We start from the raw sequence: 22,908 nt of genomic DNA, 5'->3' as shown, positions 1-22,908 counted from the left end.
ACTGCTGGGATAGCAGCCAAGAGATGCAGCGCGAAGTCCTGCCACGGGATTGCGAAAGCGCCGGACTTCTGTGACCGGCCGGTCAACGTTTGCCCGGCATCATCGGCACGCGTACTGCGGCTCCGCTCACCTCGGGTAGTGCCGCCTGGCCCCCTATGGATGAGGAATATCCCCCTATGCCCGAAAACCAGAACGAAACCACCGCCGTTGTTGAGGATGCCCCCGTGGCTCCCGCCGCCGTGGCTCCCGCAACCGCTCCCGCCGCCGAGGCTCCTGCCGCTGCGGACGCCCCTGCCGCTGAGGCAGAAGAAAACACCGTGAAGTTCGCCGACCTTGGCATCGACGGCCGCGTCCTGGCCGCCCTGCAGGACGTTGGCTACGAAAAGCCTTCCCCCATCCAGGCAGCAACCATCCCGCTGCTGCTTGAAGGCCGCGACGTCGTGGGCCTCGCCCAGACCGGCACCGGTAAGACTGCAGCATTCGCAGTACCGGCACTGTCCCGGCTGGCCGAGCTCCACGACCTCAACGGCCCGTCCCGCAAGACCCAGGCCCTGGTCCTGGCACCCACCCGCGAGCTGGCCCTCCAGGTGGCCGAGGCCTTCACCTCCTACGCCAAGCACATCGACGACTTCACCGTCCTGCCCGTCTACGGCGGCTCCGCCTACGGGCCCCAGCTGGCCGGCCTGCGCCGCGGCGCCCAGGTGGTTGTTGGTACCCCCGGCCGCGTGATCGACCACATCTCCAAGGGTTCCCTTGACCTGTCCGAACTCCAGTACCTGGTGCTGGACGAGGCCGACGAGATGCTGCGCATGGGCTTCGCCGAGGACGTTGAGCAGATCTTCCAGCAGACGCCGTCGGACCGCCAGGTGGCACTGTTCTCCGCCACCATGCCGAGCCAGATCCGCCGCATGTCCAAGCAGTACCTGAACGATCCCGCCGAGATCTCCGTCAAGTCCAAGACCACCACCGGTGCCAACACCCGCCAGCGGTACCTGCAGGTCATGGGCCCGCACAAGCTCGACGCCATGACCCGCATCCTCGAGGTGGAAGACTTCGACGGCGTCATCGCCTTCGTGCGCACCAAGATGGCCACCGAGGACCTTGCTGACAAGCTGAAGTCCCGCGGTTTCCAGGCCGCCGCCATCAACGGTGACATCCCGCAGCAGCAGCGCGAGCGCACTGTTGACGCGCTGAAGGAAGGCCGCATCGACATCCTGGTGGCCACCGACGTCGCCGCCCGTGGCCTTGACGTGGAACGCATCAGCCACGTCATCAACTACGACATCCCGCACGACACCGAGTCCTACGTGCACCGCATCGGCCGTACCGGCCGTGCAGGCCGTTCCGGTGACGCCATCCTGTTCATGACGCCGCGGGAGAAGTACCTGCTGCGTTCCATCGAGAAGGCCACCCGCCAGCCGGTGGAGCAGATGCACCTGCCCACGGCCGAGACCGTCAACACGCTGCGCCTGGGCAAGTTCGCCGAGCGCATCACCGAGACCCTCGCCTCCGAGGACGTCGCGGCGTTCCGGGACCTCATCGCCTCCTACGAGGAGGAGCACAACGTTCCCGCAGCAGAGATCGCTGCCGCCCTTGCCGTGATGGCGCAGGGCGGCCAGCCGCTGCTGGTCAAGGAACTGCCTGCCGCTCCTGAATTCCAGAAGCGCGAGCGCTCCAAGGACGGCTTCGGCTCCCGTGGGCCGACCCGTGCGCTGACCGAGGGCAATGCCACCTACCGGATCGCGGTGGGACGCCGCCAGCGCGTCATGCCCGGCTCCATCGTGGGCGCCATTGCCAACGAAGGCGGCATCTCCTCCGCGCAGATCGGCGGCATCGACATCCGTTCGGACCACTCCCTGGTAGAGCTGCCCGCGGACCTGAGCCCCGACCAGCTGAAGGCCCTGTCCCGCACGCGGATCGGCGGCGAGCTGATCCACCTCGAACTGGACAACGGCCGCAAGCCGTCCGGTGACCGCGGCGCCTACCAGGGCAGCCGCGGCGGCGACCGGGGAGGCAACTTCAAGGGCAACGGCGGGTTCAAGAAGGAATTCCGCAAGAACGACGGCGAGCGGTCCTCCGCTGACCGCGGCGGCCGTTCGTACAGCGAGCGCTCCTTCAGCGACCGCGGCCAGTCGGGCGACTCCCGCTTCGGCGGCCACGGCGACGGCTCCCGCAAGCCCCGCAGCGGCAGCGAGGGCGGCCACCGCGATTTCAACCGCAAGGGCAAGTGGTAAACCCCCGGCGTTGAGGAATTGACGACGGCGATGGGCCGGCTTTCGAGCCGGCCCATCGGCGTTTAACCGCACGGGTGTGGGACTCGCCACATTCGGGCTCCGGCACGGTGGCGAGGGGCCCTGGGAAGGTGCCTGCCGCCGTCGTCCGCCCTGCTTCCCATCACCCCTCCAGCCCCGGAATTCCGCGGAAAAACACGCTTCCGCAGCCCGGAAAAGCACTTGCCCGACCGTCCGGAAGGGGCTCCGGGCGCCGATTTGTTGGTGCGTAAATCTTCCGGTAGAGTATTTACTCGTTGCCCCCCTAGCTCAGTGGTAGAGCGCGTTCTTGGTAAGAACGAGGTCACCGGATCGATTCCGGTGGGGGGCTCTGAATGAGGGCCTGCGTCAAGGCGGTTTGACCGGCTTGACGCAGGTTTTTCTCATTCGTGGCGGTGTAGCTCAGTTGGTTAGAGCGCACGACTCATAATCGTGAGGTCGGGAGATCGAGCCTCCCCACCGCTACAGGCTAAGCCCCCGTGATCCATGGATCCCGGGGGCTTTCTTGTTTCCCGGATCCGCAGTAGCTTGGCAGCAATTGGCGGACGGGGGATCGGTGGACTTTTTCACGGCGGTGATGGAGCCGTTCCGGTGGCTGGTGTCCGCCATCATGGTGGCTTTCCACGACGGGCTGGCCGCCGTGGGCATGCCGGCGGCGGGCGGCTGGACCTGGACGCTGTCCATCATCGGGCTGGTCCTGGTCATCCGCGCAGCACTAATCCCGGTGTTCCTGGCCCAGGTGAGGGCCCAGCGCAGGATGCGGCTCCTGCAGCCGGACCTGAAGGAGCTCCAGGACAGGTACAAGGGCAGGACAGACCCTGCGTCCCGGCAGGCCATGGCCCAGGAACAGATGGCCCTCTACAAAAAGCACGGCACCAACCCGTTCTCTGCATGCCTGCCGCTGTTGATCCAGGCACCGTTCTTCCTGGCGCTTTTCCAGGTGCTGTCCGGAATTTCCAACGCCTCGCGGCAGGGCGAAGGCATTGGCGTGATGGGACACGACCAGGTGGTCCAGTTCGATTCCTCCAGCATCTTCGGGGCACCTCTGTCAGCCTCCCTGCTGCACGGCGCAGGCGACCCGGCCGCCGTGGCTGTGCTCGCCGTCGTCATGATCCTGGTGATGATCGCCAGCCAATTCCTGACGCAGAAACTTGTGGCCGCACGGACCATCGACGGCCAGGACAGCGACAGTCTCCTGATGCGCCAGCAGCAAGTCCTGCTGTACGTCCTGCCCGTGGTCTTCGGCGTGGGCGGGATCTTCTTCCCCATCGGAGTCCTGGTCTACTGGACGGTTTCCAACCTCTGGACGCTGGGCCAGCAGTTCATGGTGTCGCGGCAGCAGTAAGGCTTTGCCGGATGCTGCGGTCCTAGCCTTGTTCGCAATGACCCGCGTAGAAGGCACGGATGTGCGAACAAGCCCAGGAATGCCGCAAGCAGCGCCGAAAACCTATGCGGGCCTGATATCCGGCGGCAGAATGGGGCCATGGCGAAGCTGATCTACTCCGCAATCATGTCCCTCGACGGCTACACGGCAGACAAGGACGGCAACTTCAACTGGTCCGCGCCGGATGTGGAGGTCCACGGTTTCATCAACGACCTGGAGCGGGATGTGGGCACCTACCTCCTGGGGCGGCGGATGTACCAGGTGATGTCTGTCTGGGAAACCATGGGCACGTCCGGGGATCCTTCGGTGATCCAGGACTATGCCCGGATCTGGCAGGGGGCGGACAAGGTGGTGTACTCGACGACGCTGGCCATCGCTCCCACGCCCCGCACCAGGCTGGAGCGGCAGTTCCGCCCGGAGACGGTGCGGGACATGAAGGCCGGCACGGACAGGAACATCAGCATCGGCGGCCCCACGCTGGCGGCACACGCCCTCAACGCCGGCCTGGTGGACGAATGCCAGTTCTTCATCACCCCGGTTGCCGTGGGCGGCGGCCTGCGCTTCCTGCCGGACGGACTGGAGGCCCGGCTGGAACTGCTGGAGGAACGCCCGTTCGGAAACGGCGTGGTGTACCTGCGCTACGGAGTCCTCTGAACCGCCGGCGCACCCGTCCTGGGCTGGACCGCGAAGAGGGTGAACAACAGGGCCACCAGCGCGGTGCCCACCAGCAGGAGCAGCCCGATCGAATAGCTGCGGGTCGCTGCGTCATAGGTGGCGCCCATGACCAGAGGGGGGAAGTATCCGCCCAATCCGCCAGCGGCGCTCACGATGCCGCTGATGCTGCCCACCTTCCCCGCCAGTGACAGGACGCCGACCCACGCAAACACGCCGCCCGTTCCGAGACCCAGCGCTGCCGCCATGGCAACGAATGTGGCACCGGCGGGGACTTCGCCGTCGGGCCGCATGTTCACCACCCAGCCCAGGACCGCGACGGCGGCAAGGGCGGTGAGGACTACCGGTTTCGGGCCCAGCTTGTCAGCCAGGACCCCGCCCACCGGACGGGCCAGGACAGCGGCCAGGGCAAACCCGGCGGTCCGGGCGCCGGCGCCGGAGGGATCGAAACTGTACACGTCCCGCAGATAGGTGGGCAGGTAGGTGGCGAAGGAAACGAAACCGCCGAAGACCACGGCGTAGAGGAAGCACATCTTCCAGGTGACTGCCGTCCTGGCAGCGTCGAGGAGTTTGGGCAGCACCGGCAGGTGGCTGGGCGCCCAATCCGGGGATTCCTTCATGGCGAACCACACCAGCGCCGCCATCACGGCCAGGACGCCGGCGATCAGCAGGTGCGTCTGAAAGTATCCGATCCCGGCCACAAGCCGGGGATTCAGGAATGCCGCCAGCGCCGTGCCGCCCATCCCGGCGCCGAAGACACCGGTGGCGAACCCGCGCCGGGCTGGTTGGTACCAGGCGCTGACGAACGGGATCCCGACGGCGAAAACGGTCCCTGCCACGCCGAGCAGCAGCCCGGCCCCCAGTACCAGCGCGAAGGAACTCAGGAGGCCGCCGACCGACACCAGGAGGAGGGGAGGGATGGCGGCCAGGAGCACGAAGGTGAACATGGCCCTGCCGCCGTACTTGTCCGTGAGCGTGCCCACCACGATCCGTCCCAGCGAACCGACGAACACCGGCATGGCCACCAGGATCCCGGTGCTGGCCGGCGTCAGGGACAGGTTCTGGACGTAGAAGGCGCCCAGCGTGGCCACGGAGTTCCATGCCCAGAAACCTGCCACGGATGCCGCCGTCGCCAGCGCAAGGTTCAGCGCCCTCCAGGTGCCCGGCGCTGCGGTCATTCCGGCCACTTCCTGCTCCTCACCATGATCCAAACGCACCGCCGGTCAGCGGTTGCGGGTGTCCCTGTCCGGCGTGCCAACGGCGGACCAGCCCCGGCCCTTCGTTTCCCTGTCCCGCGAGCGGTAGACGATGTACGGGCGGAAAAGATAGTGCAGGGGTGCCGTGAAGGCGTGCACCAGGCGCGTGAACGGCCAGATGACGAACAGCGCCATGCCCACCAAGGTGTGCAGGTGGAAGGTGAACGGCGCAGCGGCCATCGCCGCGATGTCCGGCTGGAAGATGAACAGCGACCGGAACCACGGCGCCACCGTTTCCCGGTAGTTGTGCCCGTGTTCTCCCTCGAACACACTGGCCAGGGTGGTCCACAGGCCAAAGACGATGGCCGCGGTCAGCACCACGTACATGGTCTTGTCGTTCCTGGTGGTCGCCATGAAGACCGGGCCGGTGGTGCGCCGCCGGTAGATCAGCAGCGCGATCCCGCCCAGCGTTCCCACCCCGGCGATGCCGCCCACCAGCAGGGCGTTGAAGTGGTAGAACTCCTGGCTCATGCCCGCCGCCGCCGTCCAGGCCATCGGGATCACCAGGCCGAAGAAGTGCCCGGCGATGACCGCAAGCAGCCCGAAGTGGAAAAGCGGGGAGGCGATCCTCAGGAGCCGGGATTCGTAAAGCTGGGAGGACCGGGTGGTCCAGCCGAACTGGTCGTACCGGTAGCGCCACACCAGCCCGCCCACCAGCACCACCACCATGACATAGGGCAGGACGCCCCACAGGACGGTATCCCAGGCGTTGAGTACGACGGCGGGTCCCGGCTCCGCCACGGTGGACGCCTTGAGTACGGGCATGGTCAGGCCCTCCTGACCGGCAAAAGCCGCGGATCGTAGGGATCCAGTCCCACGCTTTCGGAGGGTGGACCGTATCCGGCCATGCGCATCACTTCCTTCTCGTCCTGGGGTGACTTCCCGGGCAAGGTGGCGCAGATGGCCGCCAGGATCGTGGCATGCGGCAGGTTGTCCCGAAGCAGCCCCAGCCGAAGCATCTCCAAGCTGGCCCGGTAACGCTTCAGCAGGGTGCGTCCGGCCGCGGAATCCACCCGGGCAGCGAATTCCAGCACCATGGGCAGGTAGTCGGGAAGTTCCCCGTCCAGGTCCACCAGGGCGCCGCTGTGCCGGTAGGCCTCCTTGAAGAAGCCCAGCACCTCACCGCGGCGCCGGGTGTCGCCATCGGTCCAGTAGCTCAGATGCAGCGCGTGCCGCCGGCCGAGATCGAACTCGCGGACATATTGGGCCTGCAGTTCCATGGGCGGGGTGGCCTCGAGAAGGTCCAGTACCGGCGCAAATGCCGGCAAAGCCCCGGGAAACTCGGAAAGCGCTGCCCGGACCAGGGGAACCCGCTGCACCAGGTCCTCATCGGGATAGGACAGGCACCAGGCCGCTGCCAGGTACACCACCTGGTCGTGGCGGTTCACGGCTGGTCCTCCGCAGCGTCGAGGGTATCCGCTTCGTGCCCCTTGTCCGGGAACAGGCCGGGCGGCGCCCCGCGGCCGTCCCAGTTCAGCAGGTTCACCCTGCCCTTCAGGCCCGTCCCCGCGGAGACCTCGTCACTTGTCTGCCGGTCGCGCAGGGCGTGGAAGGTGTCCACGGCCACCGGGACGGGCCTGCCGCTCGCCTCCCCGAAGGGTGCCGAATCCTGCATGCCAGGGCCGCCGTCGAAATCCAGCGAGCAGCCCATCTCCTCCAGGTCGTGGGCCTGCTCCACGTGCGCCTTGGGAATGACGTACCGTTCGTCGTATTTGGCAATGGCCATCAGCCGGTACATCTCGTACATGGTCTGGCCGTCCATGCCCACGGCCTCGGGGATCGAGTCGTCCGGGTCGTTGCCGAGGCTGATGCCGCGCATGTAGGAACGCATGGCGGCCAGCTTCTTCAGTACGGCCGTGACCCGGTCCGCATCGCCTGCGGTGAACAGTTCCGCGAGATACTCCACCGGGATGCGCAGCGCATCAATGGCGCCAAAGAGATTGCCGTGGTCCTCGCCGTCGTGCCCCTGGTCCCGCAGCAGGTCCACAACGGGTGAGAGCGGCGGCACGTACCAGACCATCGGCATGGTGCGGTACTCGGGGTGCAGCGGGAGTGCCACTTTGTAGACCTTGGCCAGGGCGTAGACCGGCGAGCGCCGCGCGGCGTCGATCCAGTCCTCGGGGATCCCCTGGGCGCGGGCCTCGGCCTGAACGGCGGGGTCGTTCGGGTCCAGCAGCACGTCCATCTGGGCGTCGTAGAGTTCCTTGGGGTCGGTGACCGCGGCCGCCGCGGTGACGGCGTCGGCGTCGTACAGGAACAACCCCAGGTACCGCAGCCGGCCCACGCAGGTCTCCGAACAGACCGTCGGCAGCCCCACCTCCACCCTTGGATAGCAGAAGGTGCACTTCTCGGCCTTGCCCGTCTTGTGGTTGAAGTAGATCTTCTTGTACGGGCAGCCGGTGACGCACTGCCGCCAGCCACGGCACTTGTCCTGGTCCACCAGCACAATCCCGTCCTCCACCCGCTTGTAGATCGCGCCGGAGGGGCAGGACGCCATGCAGGACGGGTTCAGGCAGTGCTCGCAGATCCGCGGCAGGTAGAACATGAACGTCTGCTCGTAGGCGAACTTGATCTTGTCCTCGGACTCGCGCCGCACCTTCTCCACGATCGGGTCCAGGTGGCCGTTTTCGGTGGAGCCGCCCAGGTCGTCGTCCCAGTTCGCGGACCACGTGATTTTCGTGTCTTTGCCGGTGATCAGGGACTTGGGCCGGGCCACCGGGAAGTCGTCGCCCAGCGGCGCGTCCACGAGGGTCTTGTAATCGTAGGTCCACGGCTCGTAGTAGTCCTTGAGCTCGGGCTGGACGGGGCTGGCGAAGATCCCCAGGAGCTTCTTCACCCGGCCCCCGGCTTTCAGCACCAGCTTGCCGCGCTTGTTCAGCACCCAGCCGCCGTGCCACCTCTCCTGGTCCTCGTAGCGGCGCGGATACCCCTGCCCGGGCCGGGTTTCCACGTTGTTGAACCAGACGTACTCGGTGCCCGCACGGTTGGTCCAGGCCTGCTTGCAGGTCACGGAACAGGTGTGGCAGCCGATGCATTTGTCCAGGTTCATGACCATGCCCATTTGAGCCATGACACGCATCAGTACTGCACCTCCTGGGAACGACGGCGGACGGTGGCAACCATGTCGCGCTGGTTCCCGGTGGGGCCGAGGTAGTTGAACGCGTAGGCCAGCTGGGCGTAGCCGCCGATCAGGTGCGAAGGTTTGACCAGCAGCCGGGTCACCGAGTTGTGGATGCCGCCGCGCCGTCCCGTGGCTTCGGACTTCGGTACGTCGATGGTGCGTTCCTGTGCGTGGTGGACGTAGACCACGCCAGCCGGCATCCGGTGGCTGACGATCGCCCGGGCCACCAGGACCCCGTTGATGTTCAGGCACTCCACCCAGTCGTTGTCCTTGACCTGGATCGCCTCGGCGTCGGCGGGGCTCATCCAGACCGTGGGGCCGCCGCGGGAGAGCGAGAGCATCAGCAGGTTGTCCTGGTATTCGGAGTGGATGGACCACTTGGAATGCGGCGTCAGGTACCGGACCACCACTTCCAGCTCCCCGTTCCGGCCCAGTTTGGGTTCGCCGAAGAGCCGGTGCATGTCCAGCGGCGGCCGGTAGATGGGCAGCCCCTCGCCGATGTCCGTGATCCAGTCGTGGTCCAGGAAGAAATGCATCCGCCCCGTCAGGGTATGGAAGGGCTTGAGCCGTTCGATGTTGATGGTGAACGGGGCGTAGCGCCGGCCGCCCGTTTCGGAGCCTGACCATTCCGGCGACGTGATCACGGGGACCGGTCCGGCCTGGGTCTGGGCGAAGGTGATGAACTTTTCCTCGGAGCCCTCGGACAGGTCCGCCAGCTTCCTTCCGGTGCGGACTTCGAGGTCTTTGAAGCCCTGCACGGACAGCGCACCGTTGGTGGTGCCGGAGAAGGCCAGGATGGCCTCGGCCATTTTCGCGTCGGTGTCGATCGCCGGCCGCCCGTCCGCTGCGCCGCCGAGCATCACGCCGTTGGAACGGCTGAGCCGCTCCAACGGGCCGGCGAGTTTGTACGTGACGTTCTTGACGGTGAAACCGAGCTTGTCGGCCAGGGGCCCGACGGCGGCGAGCTTGTCCGCGATGGCCGTGTAGTCCCGCTCCACCACCGAAAAGGCGGGCATGTTCTGGCCCGGTACGGCGGGAATGTCCGTGTCACGCCAGTCCCGCACGATCCCCCCGGGCTGGGCCAGCTGGCCCGGGGTGTCGTGCTGCAGCGGCACGCTGACCAGGTCCCGGCGGACGCCCAGATGGGTCTTGGCCATCCGGGAGAACTCCCGGGCCAGCAGGTGGAACATCTCGAAGTCCGTTTTGGTTTCCCACGGCGGGTCGATTGCTGGGGTGAAGGCGTGCACAAACGGGTGCATGTCCGTGGAGGACAGGTCGTGCTTCTCGTACCACGTGGCGGCCGGGAACACGACGTCGGAGAGCAGCGTGGTGGAGGTCATCCGGAAGTCCGCGGAGACCAGGAAGTCCAGCTTTCCTTCCGGCGCCTTTTCGTGCCACTTCACATCCTTGGGTTTAAGTCCCTCGGCATCCGTGCCCAGGACGTTGTTGTGGGTGCCCAGCAGGTTCCGCAGGAAGTACTCATTGCCCTTGGCGGAGGAACCGAACAGGTTGGAGCGCCACAGGACCAGCGTGCGCGGCCAGTTCTCCGGGGCGTCCACGTCCTCGATGGCCGGGTTCAGTGTCCGGTTCTTGAGTGCGTCCGCGATATAGCTGGGGGTGTCCTTGGCGGTTCCGGCGGCGACGGCGGCCTCCGCCTCGTCGGCGAGGTCCAGGGGGTTGCGGTCGAACTGCGGGTAAAACGGCATCCATCCAAGCCGCGCGGACTGGGCGATGGCGTCCGCGGTGTGCAGGCCGTCCAGGGCGCCGGTGGACAACGGGGACTTCAGCGCATCCGCTGAATATCCGTCCTGGCGCCACTGGTCCGTGTGCATGTACCAGTACCCGGTGCCGATCATGGTGCGCGGCGGCCTGGACCAGTCCAGGGCATTGGCCAGCGAGACCCAGCCGGTGATGGGGCGGGTCTTTTCCTGCCCCACGTAGTGCGCCCAGCCGCCCCCGTTCCGTCCCATGCAGCCGGTCAGCATCACCAGCGCCAGGATGGCCCGGTACGTGGTGTCGCCGTGGAACCACTGGCAGATGCCGGCGCCCATGATGATCATGGACCGGCCCTTGGACTGCTCGGCGTTGCGGGCGAACTCGCGGGCCACCCGGATGCAGGCCTGGGCGGGTACGGAGGTGATCTCCTCCTGCCATGCCGGGGTGTAGGGCGTGGCGGCGTCGTCATAGCTGGCGGCCCAATCCCCGGGCAGCCCGTCGCGGCCCACTCCGTACTGCGCGAGCATGAGGTCGAACACCGTGGTGGCCAGCTGGCCTTCCACCTCGATGACGGGCACGCCGCGGCGGAGCACGCTGCCGGTGCCGTCCGCCTGCTCGAAGCACGGGAGCAGGACCTCGGCGCTTTCTCCCGAGACCTCCCGCAGCGACAGCGCCGGTTCCATCCCCTCGAGGTCCAGGTTCCACTTGCCCTCGCCGCTGCCGGAGTAGCGGAAGCCCAGGGACCCGTTGGGGACGGCCGGACGGCCGGCCTTCTTGTCGAACAGGACGGTGCGGAACGCAGCGTCCTCTGCCCCGGACTCCGCCGGGATGTCACGCGCAGTGAGGAATTTTGACGGCGTCAGCGCGCCGTCGTCATTCCTCACCAGCCGGACCAGGAACGGAAGGTCCGTGTACTGCTTCACGTAGTCGGTGAAGAACGGCACGTCCCGGTCCACGAAGAATTCCTTCAGCATGACGTGCCCCATCGCCATCGCCAGGGCAGCGTCCGTTCCCGCCTGGGCGGGAAGCCATTCGTCCGCGAACTTGGTGTTGTCCGCATAGTCCGGGCTGACCGTGACCACCTTGGTGCCGCGGTACCGCACCTCGGCCATCCAGTGCGCGTCCGGAGTTCGGGTGACCGGGACGTTCGATCCCCACATCATGAGGTAGCGCGCGTCCCACCAGTCACCGGACTCGGGAACGTCGGTCTGGTCCCCGAACACCTGCGGGCTGGCGACAGGCAGGTCAGCGTACCAGTCGTAGAAGGACGTCATCACCCCGCCGATCAGCTGGATGAAGCGCGTTCCCACGGCGTGCGAAACCATTGACATCGCGGGGATGGGCGAGAAGCCGGCGCAGCGGTCCGGGCCGTAGGTCTTGATGGTGTTCACGTGGGCGGCGGCGGCAATCTCGATCGCTTCCTGCCAGGAGACCCGGACCAGGCCCCCCTTGCCGCGGGCCTGCTGGTAGCGCCGGCGCTTGTCCGGGTCGGCCGCTATCTCGGCGAAGGCCAGGACCGGGTCGCCCAGGCGTGCCTTCCCTTCCCGGTACATCTCCACCAGTACACCGCGTGCGTAGGGAAAGCGGACCCGGGTGGGGGAGTAGGTGTACCACGAAAAGGCTGCCCCGCGCGGGCAGCCTCTCGGTTCGTATTCGGGACTGTCAGGGCCCACCGACGGGTAGTCGGTCTGCTGGGATTCCCAGGTGATGATGCCGTCCTTGACGTACACCTTCCAGGAGCAGGAACCGGTGCAGTTCACCCCGTGGGTGGAGCGGACCACCTTGTCGTGGCTCCACCGGTCGCGGTAGAAGATGTCGCCCTTGCGGCCCCCCTCCCGGAAGACGGCCCTGCCGTCGTCGGTCTGGTCCCACCGGGTAAAGAAACGGCCCAGCTTCAACATTGCTTCTGATGCGGGTCCATCTAACCCCGCACGGGGTCCGGCAGCCATGCCCCCAAGCTAGGCGGGAGCCGGAAACGCGGAACAGGGCACAAAGGCCCTGTTCCGTGGACCATGGCTGCTCCGAATCCCTCCCGGGGCGGGCAGAATGGGTGCATGACACGCATCGCCATCATCGGCGGCCACGGGAAAGTGGCCCTCCTCCTGTCCCAGCTCCTCACCGGCGAGGGCCACTCCGTCACCTCGTTCATCCGCAATCCGGACCATGCGGACGACGTCGCCGCCACTGGCGCCACGCCGTCGGTCCTGGACGTGGAAAATGCCACGACGGCGGCCATCGCCGATGCCTTGGCCGGGCATGACGCCGTGGTCTGGTCCGCCGGGGCTGGCGGCGGCAACCCCGGCCGCACCTACGCGGTGGACAGGGACGCTGCCATCCGCTCCATGGATGCGGCGGCCCAGGCAGGGGTGGACCGGTACGTGATGGTGTCCTACTTCGGTGCGGGCAAGGACCACGGAGTGCCGGAAGACAACAGTTTCTTCGCCTACGCCGAAGCCAAGGCGGCCGCTGACGAGTACCTGCGCGGCAGCGGGCTGGCGTGGACCATCCTGGGGCCCGGGGCACTGACCGACAAGCCGGGGACCGGGCTGATCGACGTGGACCCGTCGCCGGATGGGGACCGTGACACGTCACGTGCCAACACGGCGATCGTGGCCGCGGCGGTGCTGGACCTGCCCCAGACCGCAGGCCGGACCATCGAGTTCCGCGACGGCACGCTGCCGGTGGCAGCGGCCCTGGAACCGGGCGCGTAGACCCCGGCGGGCAAGGGGCGCGTGGCCTCGGTTATGCCGGGGCGACCGGCGCGGCCAGCTCCAGGTCCAGGTCCAGGGAATTCTGCTCCACGTAGTCCAGGGCGCAGCGCACGGCACCCACCGTGACGATTGAGTCGCCCAGCGGGGAGACCGCCACCCGCGCGGGGGTGGCGGTGAAGTCTTTCAGGCGCTCGCTGATGGGTGCAAGGAGTACGCCCGCGGAATCGGCCACCCCGCCGCCGATCACCACCAGCTCCGGATTGAGCAGGGTGGCTACGGTTCCCACCACCCGTGCCATCCTGTCCGCCAGCCGGTCCATGATGCCAAGAGCCACGGCGTCGCCCTGTTCCGCCGCCGCAAAGACCTGCTCAGCTTCCAACCGCCCGTGGGGGACGGAGCGGAGGGCGGTGGGGACCGGGGTGGCCAGGGCTTCGGCGGCCCAGGTCCGCGCCAGGTGGGCGATGCCGTAGGTGTCGCCCACGCCTTCCACCAGGTCCAGGTACGCCAGCTCCCCGGCGCTGCCCCGCGTTCCGTGGACCAGCCGGCCGCCCTCCACGATGCCCGAACCCAGCCGTTCGCTGGCCAGGATCACCACCACGTCGTCAATTCCCGCGGCCGCCCCCTGCCAGCGTTCGCCCAGGGCCGCAAGGTTGGCGTCGTTTTCCAGCAGCACCGTCCAGCCCCGGGTTTCCTTGAGGGCCGCCCCCAGTCCCAGGTCGAACAGCCCCCAGAACTTCTGCGTGGCCACCACCTGCCCGTGCCGGTCCACGGGTGCGGCAACTCCGGCGCAGACGGCCAGTACCCGGCCGGGCTCCGTTCCTGCGGACCGCAGGGCCGCCTGGGCTACGCCGTCGATGAAGGCTATGCGTTCCCGGGAACCGACGTCTCCCGCCTGGAAAGGCCGGCTGGACCGTCCCAATGTCTTGCCCCGGAGGTCGGAAACCACCACGATGACCTTTGAATAGCCGATGTCCATGCCCAGGACCACGCCTGCGCGCTCGTTGAGTTCGAACCGGCGGGCGGGGCGGCCCTTGTGGTACCCGCCGAATTCGCGCTGGTTTTCCCGCTCCAGGACCCAGCCGCGCCGGACCAGGTCCTCGCAGACGGCGATGGTGGTGGCGCGGGTCAGGCCCGTGGCGGCCATGACGTCCGTGACGGTCACCGCGGCCGAGGCGCGGAGGAATTCGAGGACCGCGCCGGCACTGACCCGCCGCAGCAACTGGGGAGTCGCCGGAACCAGTTCAGGCATGCTGTTGACCTTCCTGAGCAAAGCACCAGATAATACTTGGGAAAGTAAATTTAGATTCAATATAAATGTACCTGCTGCAAAGAAAAGGACCACCCCTTGTCCACCACTGCCACGCTGGCAACCCTGTCCGACTCCGACCGTCCGGCCGACCCCAACTGGTGGCGCCAGGCCTCCGTATACCAGATCTACCCGCGCAGCTTTGCCGATTCCAACGGCGACGGCATCGGTGACCTGAAGGGCATCACCGCCAAGGTCCCGTACCTGAAGTCGCTGGGCATCGACGCCGTCTGGCTGAGCCCGTTCTACCCCTCCGCGCTCGCCGACGGCGGCTACGACGTTGACGACTACCGCGACGTGGATCCCAAGCTGGGCACCCTGGACGACTTCGACGAGATGGCCAAGGCCCTCCACGAAGCCGGCATCAAGCTGATTGCGGACATTGTCCCCAACCACTCCTCCAACCGGCACAAGTGGTTCCAGGAAGCGCTGGCCTCGCCGAAGGGTTCGCCGGCCCGCGACCGCTACATCTTCCGTGACGGCAAGGGCCCCAACGGCGAGTTCCCGCCGTCGGACTGGGACTCTGTGTTCGGCGGCCCCGCCTGGGAGCGCATCACCGAACCGGACGGCACCCCGGGCCAGTGGTACATGCACATCTTCGCCAAGGAGCAGCCGGACCTGAACTGGTCCAACCGCGAAATCCGGGATGACTTCCTGAAGACGCTGCGGTTCTGGTCCGACCGCGGCGTGGACGGTTTCCGCGTCGACGTTGCCCACGCCCTCACCAAGGACCTCACCGAGCCGCTGCTCTCCAAGCTGGAACTGAGCGCCGCCAACACCGGAGTGGACGGATTCGACGACGGGACGCACCCGTTCTGGGACCGCGACGAAGTGCACGAGATCTACGCCGAATGGCGCGCGGTGTTCAACGAGTACAACCCGCCGCGCACCGCCGTCGCCGAAGCCTGGGTGCACGCCACCAGGCGTGCCCGCTATGCCAGCCCCCAGGGCCTGGGCCAGGCGTTCAACTTCGACCTGCTGCAGGCCGACTTCGACGCCGCCGAGTTCAAGGAGATCATCACCCGCAACCTGGCCGAGGCTGCCGCCACCGGCGCCTCCTCCACGTGGGTGTTCTCCAACCACGACGTGGTACGGCACGCCACCCGCTACGGGCTGCCGCAGGTGGCCAAGGAAAAGGCCGGCGCCAAGGGCCAGGACGGCAAGGACTGGCTGCTGGCCGGCGGCCCCAAGGACCAGCTGGACGTTGAACTGGGCGAGCGCCGTGCGCGGGCCGCCACCCTCCTGATGCTCGCCGTTCCCGGCTCCGCGTACCTGTACCAGGGCGAGGAACTGGGCCTGCAGGAAGTGGCCGAGATTCCCGAATCGGAACGGCAGGACCCGTCCTTCTATCGCAACAAGGGCGTGGAGATTGGCCGCGACGGCTGCCGCGTGCCGCTGCCCTGGAAGGTGGAAGGCACCTCCTTCGGCTTCGGCGACGGCGGCTCCCACCTGCCGCAGCCGGATTGGTTCAGCAAGTACGCCGTGGAGGCCCAGGACGGCACCGAAGGTTCCACCCTGGAGCTCTACCGCGAGGCCCTGAAGCTCCGCCGTGAACTGCAGACGGACGAGGACCTCGAATGGGTTGACAACGGCAACCCGGACGTCCTGCACTTCAAGCGCCCCAACGGGTGGCAGTCCGTGACCAACTTCGGGAACACCGCCGTCGACCTTCCGGCCGGCAAGGTGCTGGTCAGCAGCGGCCCGCTGGAGGACGGCAAGCTGCCGGCCAACACCACCGCGTGGTTGCGCTGATGGGCGTGAACCGCCGGCGTGGGCGGCCCTGATGCAGGAGGTCATCTACGGATGCATGGGACTGGGCGGCAGCTGGTCTGACGAACCACATGGCAGCCACCATGTGGACCAGGCCGCCGCTGCCGTCCATGCCGCCCTGGACGCCGGGATCACCCTGTTCGACCACGCGGACATCTACCGCAGCGGCAAGTCCGAGGCGGTGTTCGGCGAGGTCATGGCCGCCACTCCAGGTCTGCGGGAAGGGATCCGGCTGCAGACCAAATGCGGCATCCGGCTGAACGAACGCGGCCTTCAGACCCACTACGACCTGAGCCGGGACGCCATCCTGGAACGGGTCAACGGCAGCCTGGAACGGCTCCGGACGGACTACGTGGACATCCTCCTGCTGCACCGCCCGGACCCCCTGGCGGACCCCGCGGAGGTGGCCTCCGCCGTCGGGCAGCTCATGGACGAAGGCAAGGTCCGGCAACTGGGCGTGTCCAACATGTCCGCAGCGCAGATCGAGGCGCTGCAGGACCGGCTGGAGACCCCGGTGGTTGCCAACCAGCTGGAAATGAGCCTGCTCAAGCGGGCATGGCTGGAAAGCCAGGTCCTGGTTAACCACCCGGAGCACCTGGACTACAGCTTCCCGCACGGGACGCTTGAGTATTGCACCCGGAACAACATCACCCTGCAGGCGTACGGTGCCCTGGCCCGCGGCGTCTACACCGGCGCCGAACCGGACAGTCCCACCTCAGCCGATGCGGCAACGGCGGAACTCGTGGCGGGGCTTGCGGGGGAGTACGGCACCTCCGGCGAGGGTGTCCTGCTGGGCTGGCTGATGAAGCACCCGGCCGGAATCGCGCCGGTCATCGGGACGGTCAACCCGGACCGCATCCGGGCCTGCGGCGACGCAGCCCGGGTGGCGCAGGCCCTCACCCGCGCCGACTGGTACAAACTCTGGGTCACGGCTCGCGGGAGCAACATCCCCTGACCCTTCCCGGCCGGGCAGCAGCAAGGGCCGTTGTGCAGGTCACAACGGCCCTTTCTGCTGCCCGCATTTAACCGGAGACACGGTCATATCCCGTTTAGTTCGTATTGATCCTCACAAGCTGGCCGATTTCTTCGCCTTGCCGCTTGCGGGGCGGATACTGTAGAAAGCATGACGTCTACCATCGCCGCCGAAACTGTTAGGCCGGAACGCAATATCCCCGCAGAGATCGCCCGTTCCTGGCTGCTGGTCAATGCCATGAAGCCGGAGCTGTTCGACCAGTCGGCCGTTTCACGCGCCGATTCGATCATCCTGGATATTGAAGATGCGGTGGACCCGTCCCAGAAGGACCAGGCCCGCGCCAACGTGATCGACTGGCTGACCGGCGGCGGCAAGGCCTGGGTGAGGATCAATGACGCCACCAGCCCGTTCTGGGCTGATGACCTTGCCGGGCTGCGCGGCACCCCGGGCCTGCTGGGCGTCATGCTCGCCAAGACCGAATCCGCGGACCAGGTCACCGAGAGCTTCCACCGCATGGACGGCAAGACCCCCGTGATCCCGTTGGTGGAATCCGCCCTGGGCATCGAGGAAGCCAACCATATCGCCAAGGCCCAGGGTGCGTTCCGCCTGGCCTTCGGTTCCGGCGACTTCCGCCGCGACACCGGCATGGCCGCCACCCCGGAGGCCATGGCCTACCCGCGGGCCAAGCTCGTGGTCGCCAGCCGGGTGGGCAACTTGCCGGGCCCCATTGACGGCCCCACCGTCGGCACCAACCACCCCATCCTGCGCGAGCAGACCGGCATCACCGTGATGATGGGCATGACCGGCAAGCTGTGCCTGGCCATTGACCAGACGCCGGTCATCAACGAGGTCATCAGCCCCACGCCGTCGGACGTCGCGTGGGCCACCGACTTCATGAACGACTTCGAAGCCAACGGCCGCGTCATCCGTGACGGCTCCGACCTACCCCGCCTTGGCCGCGCCGAGAAGATCATGAAGCTCGCCGTAGCCTTCGGGGTGCAGCCCGCGCTGTAACACCCACCCGCCACTTCAGGAGACCCCGTGACCGATACCCGCTATCTGGTCCACGGGGTCTTTTGGGATGCGCCGGAGGGTTCCAGGGCGCCGGAGGGCTCCAGGGCCGCGGACGACGGCGGCGGCGCGGTCTTGCGCCTCCAGTCACCGGAGGGGGACTTCCGTCAGCTCAGCCTCAGCCCCGGCCGGCGCCTCGGCTTCGAGGTGGTGGAACCGGGCAGGTCCTGCCTGGGCCACATCCGGGTCCAGTCGGCAACCTCGCGGAGCCACGTCCTCTGCGCCTCCGCTGCCCCGGCCCTGCGGGGAAAGCAGTGCGAGCGGTGCTTTGTGCTGGACGAGTCCCGGCTCATGCACGACTTCCACCGGGGCGGCAGGGTCACTCCGGGCCTCCGTGACTACCTGATGCAGGAACACTGGCTGTACATTGCCACGTTCGCGGGCGGTGCCACCAAGGTGGGAACGGCCTCCGGCCCGCGGAAGTGGAACAGGCTCGCGGAGCAGGGGGCCGCTGCGGCCGCTTATGTTGCCCGGGCCCGGGACGGCCGGGTGGTGCGGATCCTGGAGGACCTGGTGACAGCCGAGGTGGGCCTGACGCAGCAGGTGCGGTCCGCAGCCAAAGCGGACGCCCTCCTGCAGCCGCTCCCGGAACGGGACCTGCAGGCCGCCAACGCCCGCGCGGCCGGCGAGGTGCGCACACTGCTGGCACGCACCGCCGTCGACGGTTTTGTAACTGTGGAGGAGCAGTGGGCGAGGCCGGCGCACGCTGAAGCCCTCTACGGGCCCGCCCAACGCCATGCCTACCCGCACGCGCTGGACCAGGGGCAGCACGGCTTCACGGTCACTGCCCTGAGCGGGGCAAATGCTCTGGCCCGGCTGGATGGAACGGACGCCGCGTTCGTGGTCAACCTCTCCCAATTCGCCGCCCGGACCATCATCCTGGGCGGCTACGCCTCGGAGGTCCCGGCGGTGCAGGAATCCCTGTTCTAGCGGGATCCGGCAGGCCCGGCGGGTAGACTTGCACGGTGCTGAACGAATTCTGGGCCACCGCGCCAACCCGTTACAAAGTCCTGGTCTTCAGCGCGATGGGACTGATCGCCGTCGGCATCATTCTGAACATCATCGGCAACACCGGCGGCAACCAAACGCTGGCCTGGGCCTCCCTGCCGCTGATCGGACTGGGCCTTGTCCTGCACGTCGTGGGCATCGTGGTCCGCGGCCAGGCCATCCGGAAGAACCTGCGCCGGTAGCGCCCGCCGTAACGGTTGCGGCGGGCCTTTTCTGCCCGCCAACACGCGGGCGATAGGCTGGAATCCATGACTATCAATCCGGATCTGCAGGGCCGAAGCTACCCTGCCGCAGAGGTGTACGACGTTGGCCGCGAGAAAATCCGCGAGTTCGCCCGCGCTGTGAAGGCCACCCACCCCGCGCATTTCGACGTCGACGCCGCCGAGGCGCTGGGCCACACGGACCTGGTGGCGCCGCCCACCTTCGCGATCATCATCGCCCAGCGGGCCGACGCCCAGCTCATCGAGGATCCGGAATCCGGCATCGACTTCTCCCGCGTGGTCCACGCGGACCAGCGCTTCACCCACCACCGGCCCATCATTGCCGGGGACCGCCTCGTCGCGGAACTGCATGTCGACGGCGTCCGGGCCATGGGCGGCGGTGCCATGATCACCACCCGCTCGGAGATCTTCGCCCTCGGTTCCGACGATTCACGGGAACCGGTCACCACCACCACGTCATCCATCCTGGTCCGCGGAGAGGGACAGTAACCATGAGCCCCAGCTTCAATGAACTCAGCGCCGGCCAGGAAATCGGCAGCCGCACCATCGAGGTCACCCGCACGGACCTGGTCAAGTACGCCGGTGCCTCCGGCGACTTCAACCCCATCCACTGGAACGAGGCCTTTGCCACCAGCGTGGAGCTGCCGGGCGTCATCGCACACGGCATGTTCACCATGGGCTCAGCCGTCCAGCTGGTGACCGACTGGGCAGGCGACCCCGCCGCCGTCGTCGATTTCCAGACCCGCTTCACCAAGCCGGTCCTGGTCGCGGACACCACCGGAACGGACCAGCCCGGCGCCACCATCGAAGTCAGCGGCACCATCGGAAAGCTCGACGCCGATGCACGCACCGCCCGCGTTGACCTCACCGTTGTCTCCGCAGGGCAGAAGGTCCTGATGAAGGCCCAGGCCCTCGTCAAGCTGTCCTGATGCGTCAAGCTGTCCTGATGCGCGCTTGGTGATCATGAGCAGCACCCGTTGACCTCCGCTCCCAAAACCGGGGCTACCGCCGCCCAGGTCGCCCACTGGCGCAACGCCGTCGTGGTGGCCTATGGCGCCAGCGGCCTGGCGTTCGCCTCCTGGGTGTCCCGGCTGCCCGCCATCCGGGACGCGCTGGACCTGAGCCCGGGCAACATCGGCGTGATCCTGCTGTGCATGACGCTGGGCTCGTTCGCCTCTGTCTCGGCGTCCGGGCTGATCGTCCTGCGGTTGGGGTCCAAACGGACCATCCGCACCGGCAGCATCATGGTGGGGGCCGGGCTGCTGACCGCCGGTTTTGGCACAACCGTGCTGGCAAGCCCGGTGGCAACGGCCATGGGCCTGGCCATCATCGGCCTGGGGACGGGGAGCTGGAACACCGCGTCCAATGTGGAAGGCGCAGCCGTGGAACGTGCAGTGGGCCGGCACATCATGCCCCGGCTCCACGGTGCCTTCAGCCTTGGCACGGTGGCGGGTGCGGGGCTTGGTGCCGCTGCGGCGGCAGTGTCCCTGCCAGTGTTCTGGCACCTTGCGGCGGCGGGGGCCGTGGTGGCCGTGTCGGTGGCGACGGCGGCGTCCTGGTTCCGCGCCGACGTCACCCCGGTGGCGGGGGAGCGCACCTACTCCCCGGACAACTTCGAAGACCCCATCACGGGCCCCATCCCCCTGATCCGCGCCGGGAGCACGGCGGAGGCGCCGCTGGACAACAAGCGCAAGATCGCGCAGGCGTGGCGGGACCGCCGGACACTGCTGCTGGGCGTCCTGGTGCTCGGCCTCGCCCTTGCCGAAGGCGCCGCGGGGGACTGGGTGGCCCTGGCCCTGGCGGACGGCCACGGCCAGAGCGATGCCGCCGGCGCCGCCGGATACGGCCTGTTTGTCACGTTCATGACCATCGGCCGGTTCGCCGGGACGCCGTTGCTGGACCGGTTTGGGCGGGTACCCGTCATGCGCTGGTGCGCTGCGATGGCTGTCCTGGGCCTGGCCGTCTTCGTGTTCGCTCCGGCGCCGTGGCTCGCCTATGTTGGCCTCGCCGCGTGGGGCCTGGGTGCGTCCCTGGGCTTCCCGGTGGGCATGTCCGCAGCAGCCGACGATCCCGCGAAGGCAGCGGCCCGGGTATCGGTGGTGTCCACCATCGGCTACGGGGCGTTCCTGTGCGGGCCGCCGCTGCTGGGCCTGCTGGCCGAACACGTGGGCATCCTGCACTCACTCCTTGCCGTGGTGGTGATGCTGGCCGTGAGCTTCTTGCTGTCCCCGGTGGCCCGGAAGCCCGCCTAGGTTTCCCTAGTATTGTTGATGGGTGACTCCCACCCTGCTTTCCTCCCTGACCACGTCCGCCGTCGGCGGCCCCGCCGGCAAGTTCATTGAGGCCCGGACCGAGGCAGAGATCATCGACGCCGTCCGGTCCGCGGACGCGGCCGGCGAGCAGGTCCTGATCATCAGCGGCGGGTCCAACCTCCTGGTGTCCGACGACGGGTTCCCCGGGACCGTTGTCAGGATCGCCTCGGAGGGGTTCACGGTCAACGCCGAGGACTCGTGCGGTGGCGTGGCAGTGGTGGTCCAGGCCGGCCATAACTGGGACAAGCTCGTGGAGCACGCCGTCCGCCACGCGTGGTCCGGGATTGAGGCATTGTCCGGGATCCCCGGCTCAACGGGTGCCACGCCGGTCCAGAACGTGGGGGCGTACGGCTCTGAGGTCTCGCAGACCATTGCCGCCGTGCGCACCTGGGACCGGGAACGCAACGCTGTGCAGACCTTCACCAACTCCGAACTGAAGTTCGGCTACCGGGATTCCATCCTCAAGCAGACCACCGTCAACGGCTCGCCCCGGTACGTGGTGCTCACTGTGGAATTCCAGTTGCCGCTGGGACGGATGAGCGCCCCCATCCGCTACGCCGAACTGGCCCGATCCCTCGGGGTGGAGGTGGGCAAGCGCGCCTACGCCAACGACGTCCGCCGTGAAGTGCTCCGGCTGCGTGCCTCCAAGGGCATGGTGTGGGACGCCGCCGACCGTGATACGTATTCCACGGGTTCCTTCTTCACCAACCCCATCGTCCCGGCCGCTGTCGCGGACACGCTGCCCGAAGCAGCGCCGCGGTATCCGGCAGGCCAGGACGGCCTGGTGAAACTTTCTGCCGCGTGGTTGATCGACCAGTCTGGGTTCGGCAAGGGCTTTGGCCTGGAACCGGATGGCGTGGCCGGTGGCCGCGCCTCACTGTCCACCAAGCACACCCTGGCCATCACCAACCGCGGCTCAGCCAGCGCCGCCGACATGGTGGCTGTGGCGCGGGAGGTGCGGGCCGGCGTCGAACGCCGCTTTGGCATCCAGCTGCACCCGGAGCCGCTGCTCATCGGCCTGGAACTGTAGGCATCCCGGAACTGTAGGCGCGCTGGAACTGTAGGCATCCCGGAACTGTAGGCGCGCTGGAACTGTAGGCATCCCGCCACCGCAGTC

At 67.6% G+C, this 22,908-nt stretch carries 19 protein-coding genes and 2 tRNA genes; 15 read left to right on the top strand and 6 right to left on the bottom strand.

Features of this window, described 5'->3' with window-relative positions:
* Positions 1-176 precede the first annotated feature (176 nt).
* From LDO14_RS14850 to LDO14_RS14830, 5 genes are all read left to right on the top strand, one after another.
* On the top strand, positions 177-2,234 hold the full coding sequence (locus LDO14_RS14850; RefSeq protein ID WP_223992341.1) for a DEAD/DEAH box helicase: 2,058 nt from the start codon (positions 177-179) through the stop codon (positions 2,232-2,234).
* Between the two features lie 295 nt (positions 2,235-2,529).
* Positions 2,530-2,601: transfer RNA gene (locus LDO14_RS14845), tRNA-Thr, on the top strand.
* Between the two features lie 60 nt (positions 2,602-2,661).
* Positions 2,662-2,735: transfer RNA gene (locus tag LDO14_RS14840), tRNA-Met, on the top strand.
* Between the two features lie 91 nt (positions 2,736-2,826).
* On the top strand, positions 2,827-3,615 hold the full coding sequence (yidC, locus tag LDO14_RS14835) for a membrane protein insertase YidC (RefSeq protein WP_223992340.1): 789 nt from the start codon (positions 2,827-2,829) through the stop codon (positions 3,613-3,615).
* 138 nt (positions 3,616-3,753) lie between these two features.
* Positions 3,754-4,308: a dihydrofolate reductase family protein gene (locus LDO14_RS14830; protein ID WP_223992339.1), complete on the top strand. Its 555-nt coding sequence runs from the start codon at positions 3,754-3,756 to the stop codon at positions 4,306-4,308.
* Here the strand turns inward: LDO14_RS14830 and LDO14_RS14825 are convergent.
* The 5 genes from LDO14_RS14825 to LDO14_RS14805 are packed head-to-tail and all read right to left on the bottom strand — an operon-like array spanning position 4,293 to position 12,368.
* On the bottom strand, positions 4,293-5,504 hold the full coding sequence (locus LDO14_RS14825; protein ID WP_223995262.1) for an MFS transporter: 1,212 nt from the start codon (positions 5,502-5,504) through the stop codon (positions 4,293-4,295). The genes LDO14_RS14830 and LDO14_RS14825 overlap by 16 nt on opposite strands.
* Before the next feature lie 45 nt (positions 5,505-5,549).
* Positions 5,550-6,347, bottom strand: coding sequence for a respiratory nitrate reductase subunit gamma (gene narI / locus LDO14_RS14820; protein WP_223992338.1), 798 nt, complete (start codon positions 6,345-6,347; stop codon positions 5,550-5,552).
* A 2-nt stretch (positions 6,348-6,349) separates the two neighbouring features.
* On the bottom strand, positions 6,350-6,970 hold the full coding sequence (narJ, locus tag LDO14_RS14815; RefSeq protein WP_223992337.1) for a nitrate reductase molybdenum cofactor assembly chaperone: 621 nt from the start codon (positions 6,968-6,970) through the stop codon (positions 6,350-6,352).
* The gene (narH, locus tag LDO14_RS14810; protein ID WP_043424889.1) at positions 6,967-8,661 is read right to left on the bottom strand and encodes a nitrate reductase subunit beta; all 1,695 of its coding nucleotides are present in this window, start codon (positions 8,659-8,661) and stop codon (positions 6,967-6,969) included. Before narH ends, narJ begins: the two co-directional genes overlap by 4 nt.
* Positions 8,661-12,368, bottom strand: coding sequence for a nitrate reductase subunit alpha (locus LDO14_RS14805; protein ID WP_223992336.1), 3,708 nt, complete (start codon positions 12,366-12,368; stop codon positions 8,661-8,663). Before LDO14_RS14805 ends, narH begins: the two co-directional genes overlap by 1 nt.
* 105 nt (positions 12,369-12,473) lie before the next feature.
* Here LDO14_RS14805 and LDO14_RS14800 point away from each other — a divergent pair, with 105 nt between their 5' ends.
* Complete coding sequence (locus LDO14_RS14800; protein ID WP_018769078.1) at positions 12,474-13,130, top strand: SDR family oxidoreductase; 657 nt, start codon at positions 12,474-12,476, stop codon at positions 13,128-13,130.
* A gap of 31 nt (positions 13,131-13,161) precedes the next feature.
* On the opposite strand, the gene LDO14_RS14795 is transcribed toward LDO14_RS14800, so the two are convergent.
* A complete protein-coding gene (locus LDO14_RS14795; protein WP_223992335.1) occupies positions 13,162-14,379 on the bottom strand; it encodes an ROK family transcriptional regulator in 1,218 nt (405 codons plus the stop codon).
* A gap of 96 nt (positions 14,380-14,475) precedes the next feature.
* On the opposite strand from LDO14_RS14795, the gene LDO14_RS14790 reads away from it, so the two are divergent.
* The 9 genes from LDO14_RS14790 to LDO14_RS14750 all read left to right on the top strand — a co-directional run bounded on the left by LDO14_RS14790 (position 14,476) and on the right by LDO14_RS14750 (position 22,821).
* Positions 14,476-16,188, top strand: coding sequence for a glycoside hydrolase family 13 protein (locus LDO14_RS14790; protein ID WP_223992333.1), 1,713 nt, complete (start codon positions 14,476-14,478; stop codon positions 16,186-16,188).
* A 31-nt stretch (positions 16,189-16,219) separates the two neighbouring features.
* On the top strand, positions 16,220-17,161 hold the full coding sequence (locus LDO14_RS14785; RefSeq protein ID WP_223992322.1) for an aldo/keto reductase: 942 nt from the start codon (positions 16,220-16,222) through the stop codon (positions 17,159-17,161).
* Positions 17,162-17,329: 168 nt separating this feature from the next.
* On the top strand, positions 17,330-18,193 hold the full coding sequence (locus tag LDO14_RS14780) for a CoA ester lyase (RefSeq protein ID WP_134163680.1): 864 nt from the start codon (positions 17,330-17,332) through the stop codon (positions 18,191-18,193).
* A gap of 27 nt (positions 18,194-18,220) precedes the next feature.
* Entirely contained in the window at positions 18,221-19,180 is a 960-nt protein-coding gene (locus tag LDO14_RS14775) for a DUF2797 domain-containing protein (RefSeq protein ID WP_223992315.1), read from the top strand.
* 35 nt (positions 19,181-19,215) lie between these two features.
* Complete coding sequence (locus tag LDO14_RS14770) at positions 19,216-19,440, top strand: DUF3188 domain-containing protein (RefSeq protein WP_018769084.1); 225 nt, start codon at positions 19,216-19,218, stop codon at positions 19,438-19,440.
* A 66-nt stretch (positions 19,441-19,506) separates the two neighbouring features.
* Positions 19,507-19,968 carry a MaoC family dehydratase N-terminal domain-containing protein gene (locus LDO14_RS14765; RefSeq protein ID WP_223992311.1) on the top strand — a complete coding sequence of 154 codons (462 nt, stop codon included), beginning with the start codon at positions 19,507-19,509 and terminating at the stop codon, positions 19,966-19,968.
* A 2-nt stretch (positions 19,969-19,970) separates the two neighbouring features.
* Entirely contained in the window at positions 19,971-20,408 is a 438-nt protein-coding gene (locus LDO14_RS14760; protein ID WP_018769086.1) for a MaoC family dehydratase, read from the top strand.
* 48 nt (positions 20,409-20,456) lie between these two features.
* Positions 20,457-21,731, top strand: coding sequence for an MFS transporter (locus tag LDO14_RS14755; protein ID WP_223992310.1), 1,275 nt, complete (start codon positions 20,457-20,459; stop codon positions 21,729-21,731).
* A 22-nt stretch (positions 21,732-21,753) separates the two neighbouring features.
* On the top strand, positions 21,754-22,821 hold the full coding sequence (locus LDO14_RS14750) for a UDP-N-acetylmuramate dehydrogenase (RefSeq protein WP_144600775.1): 1,068 nt from the start codon (positions 21,754-21,756) through the stop codon (positions 22,819-22,821).
* Positions 22,822-22,908: the final 87 nt, after the last annotated feature.

Source organism: Arthrobacter sp. NicSoilB11 (genome assembly GCF_019977375.1).
In the GTDB taxonomy this organism is placed as follows: Bacteria; Actinomycetota; Actinomycetes; order Actinomycetales; family Micrococcaceae; genus Arthrobacter.
This window is presented reverse-complemented; position numbering and strand designations above follow the sequence as displayed.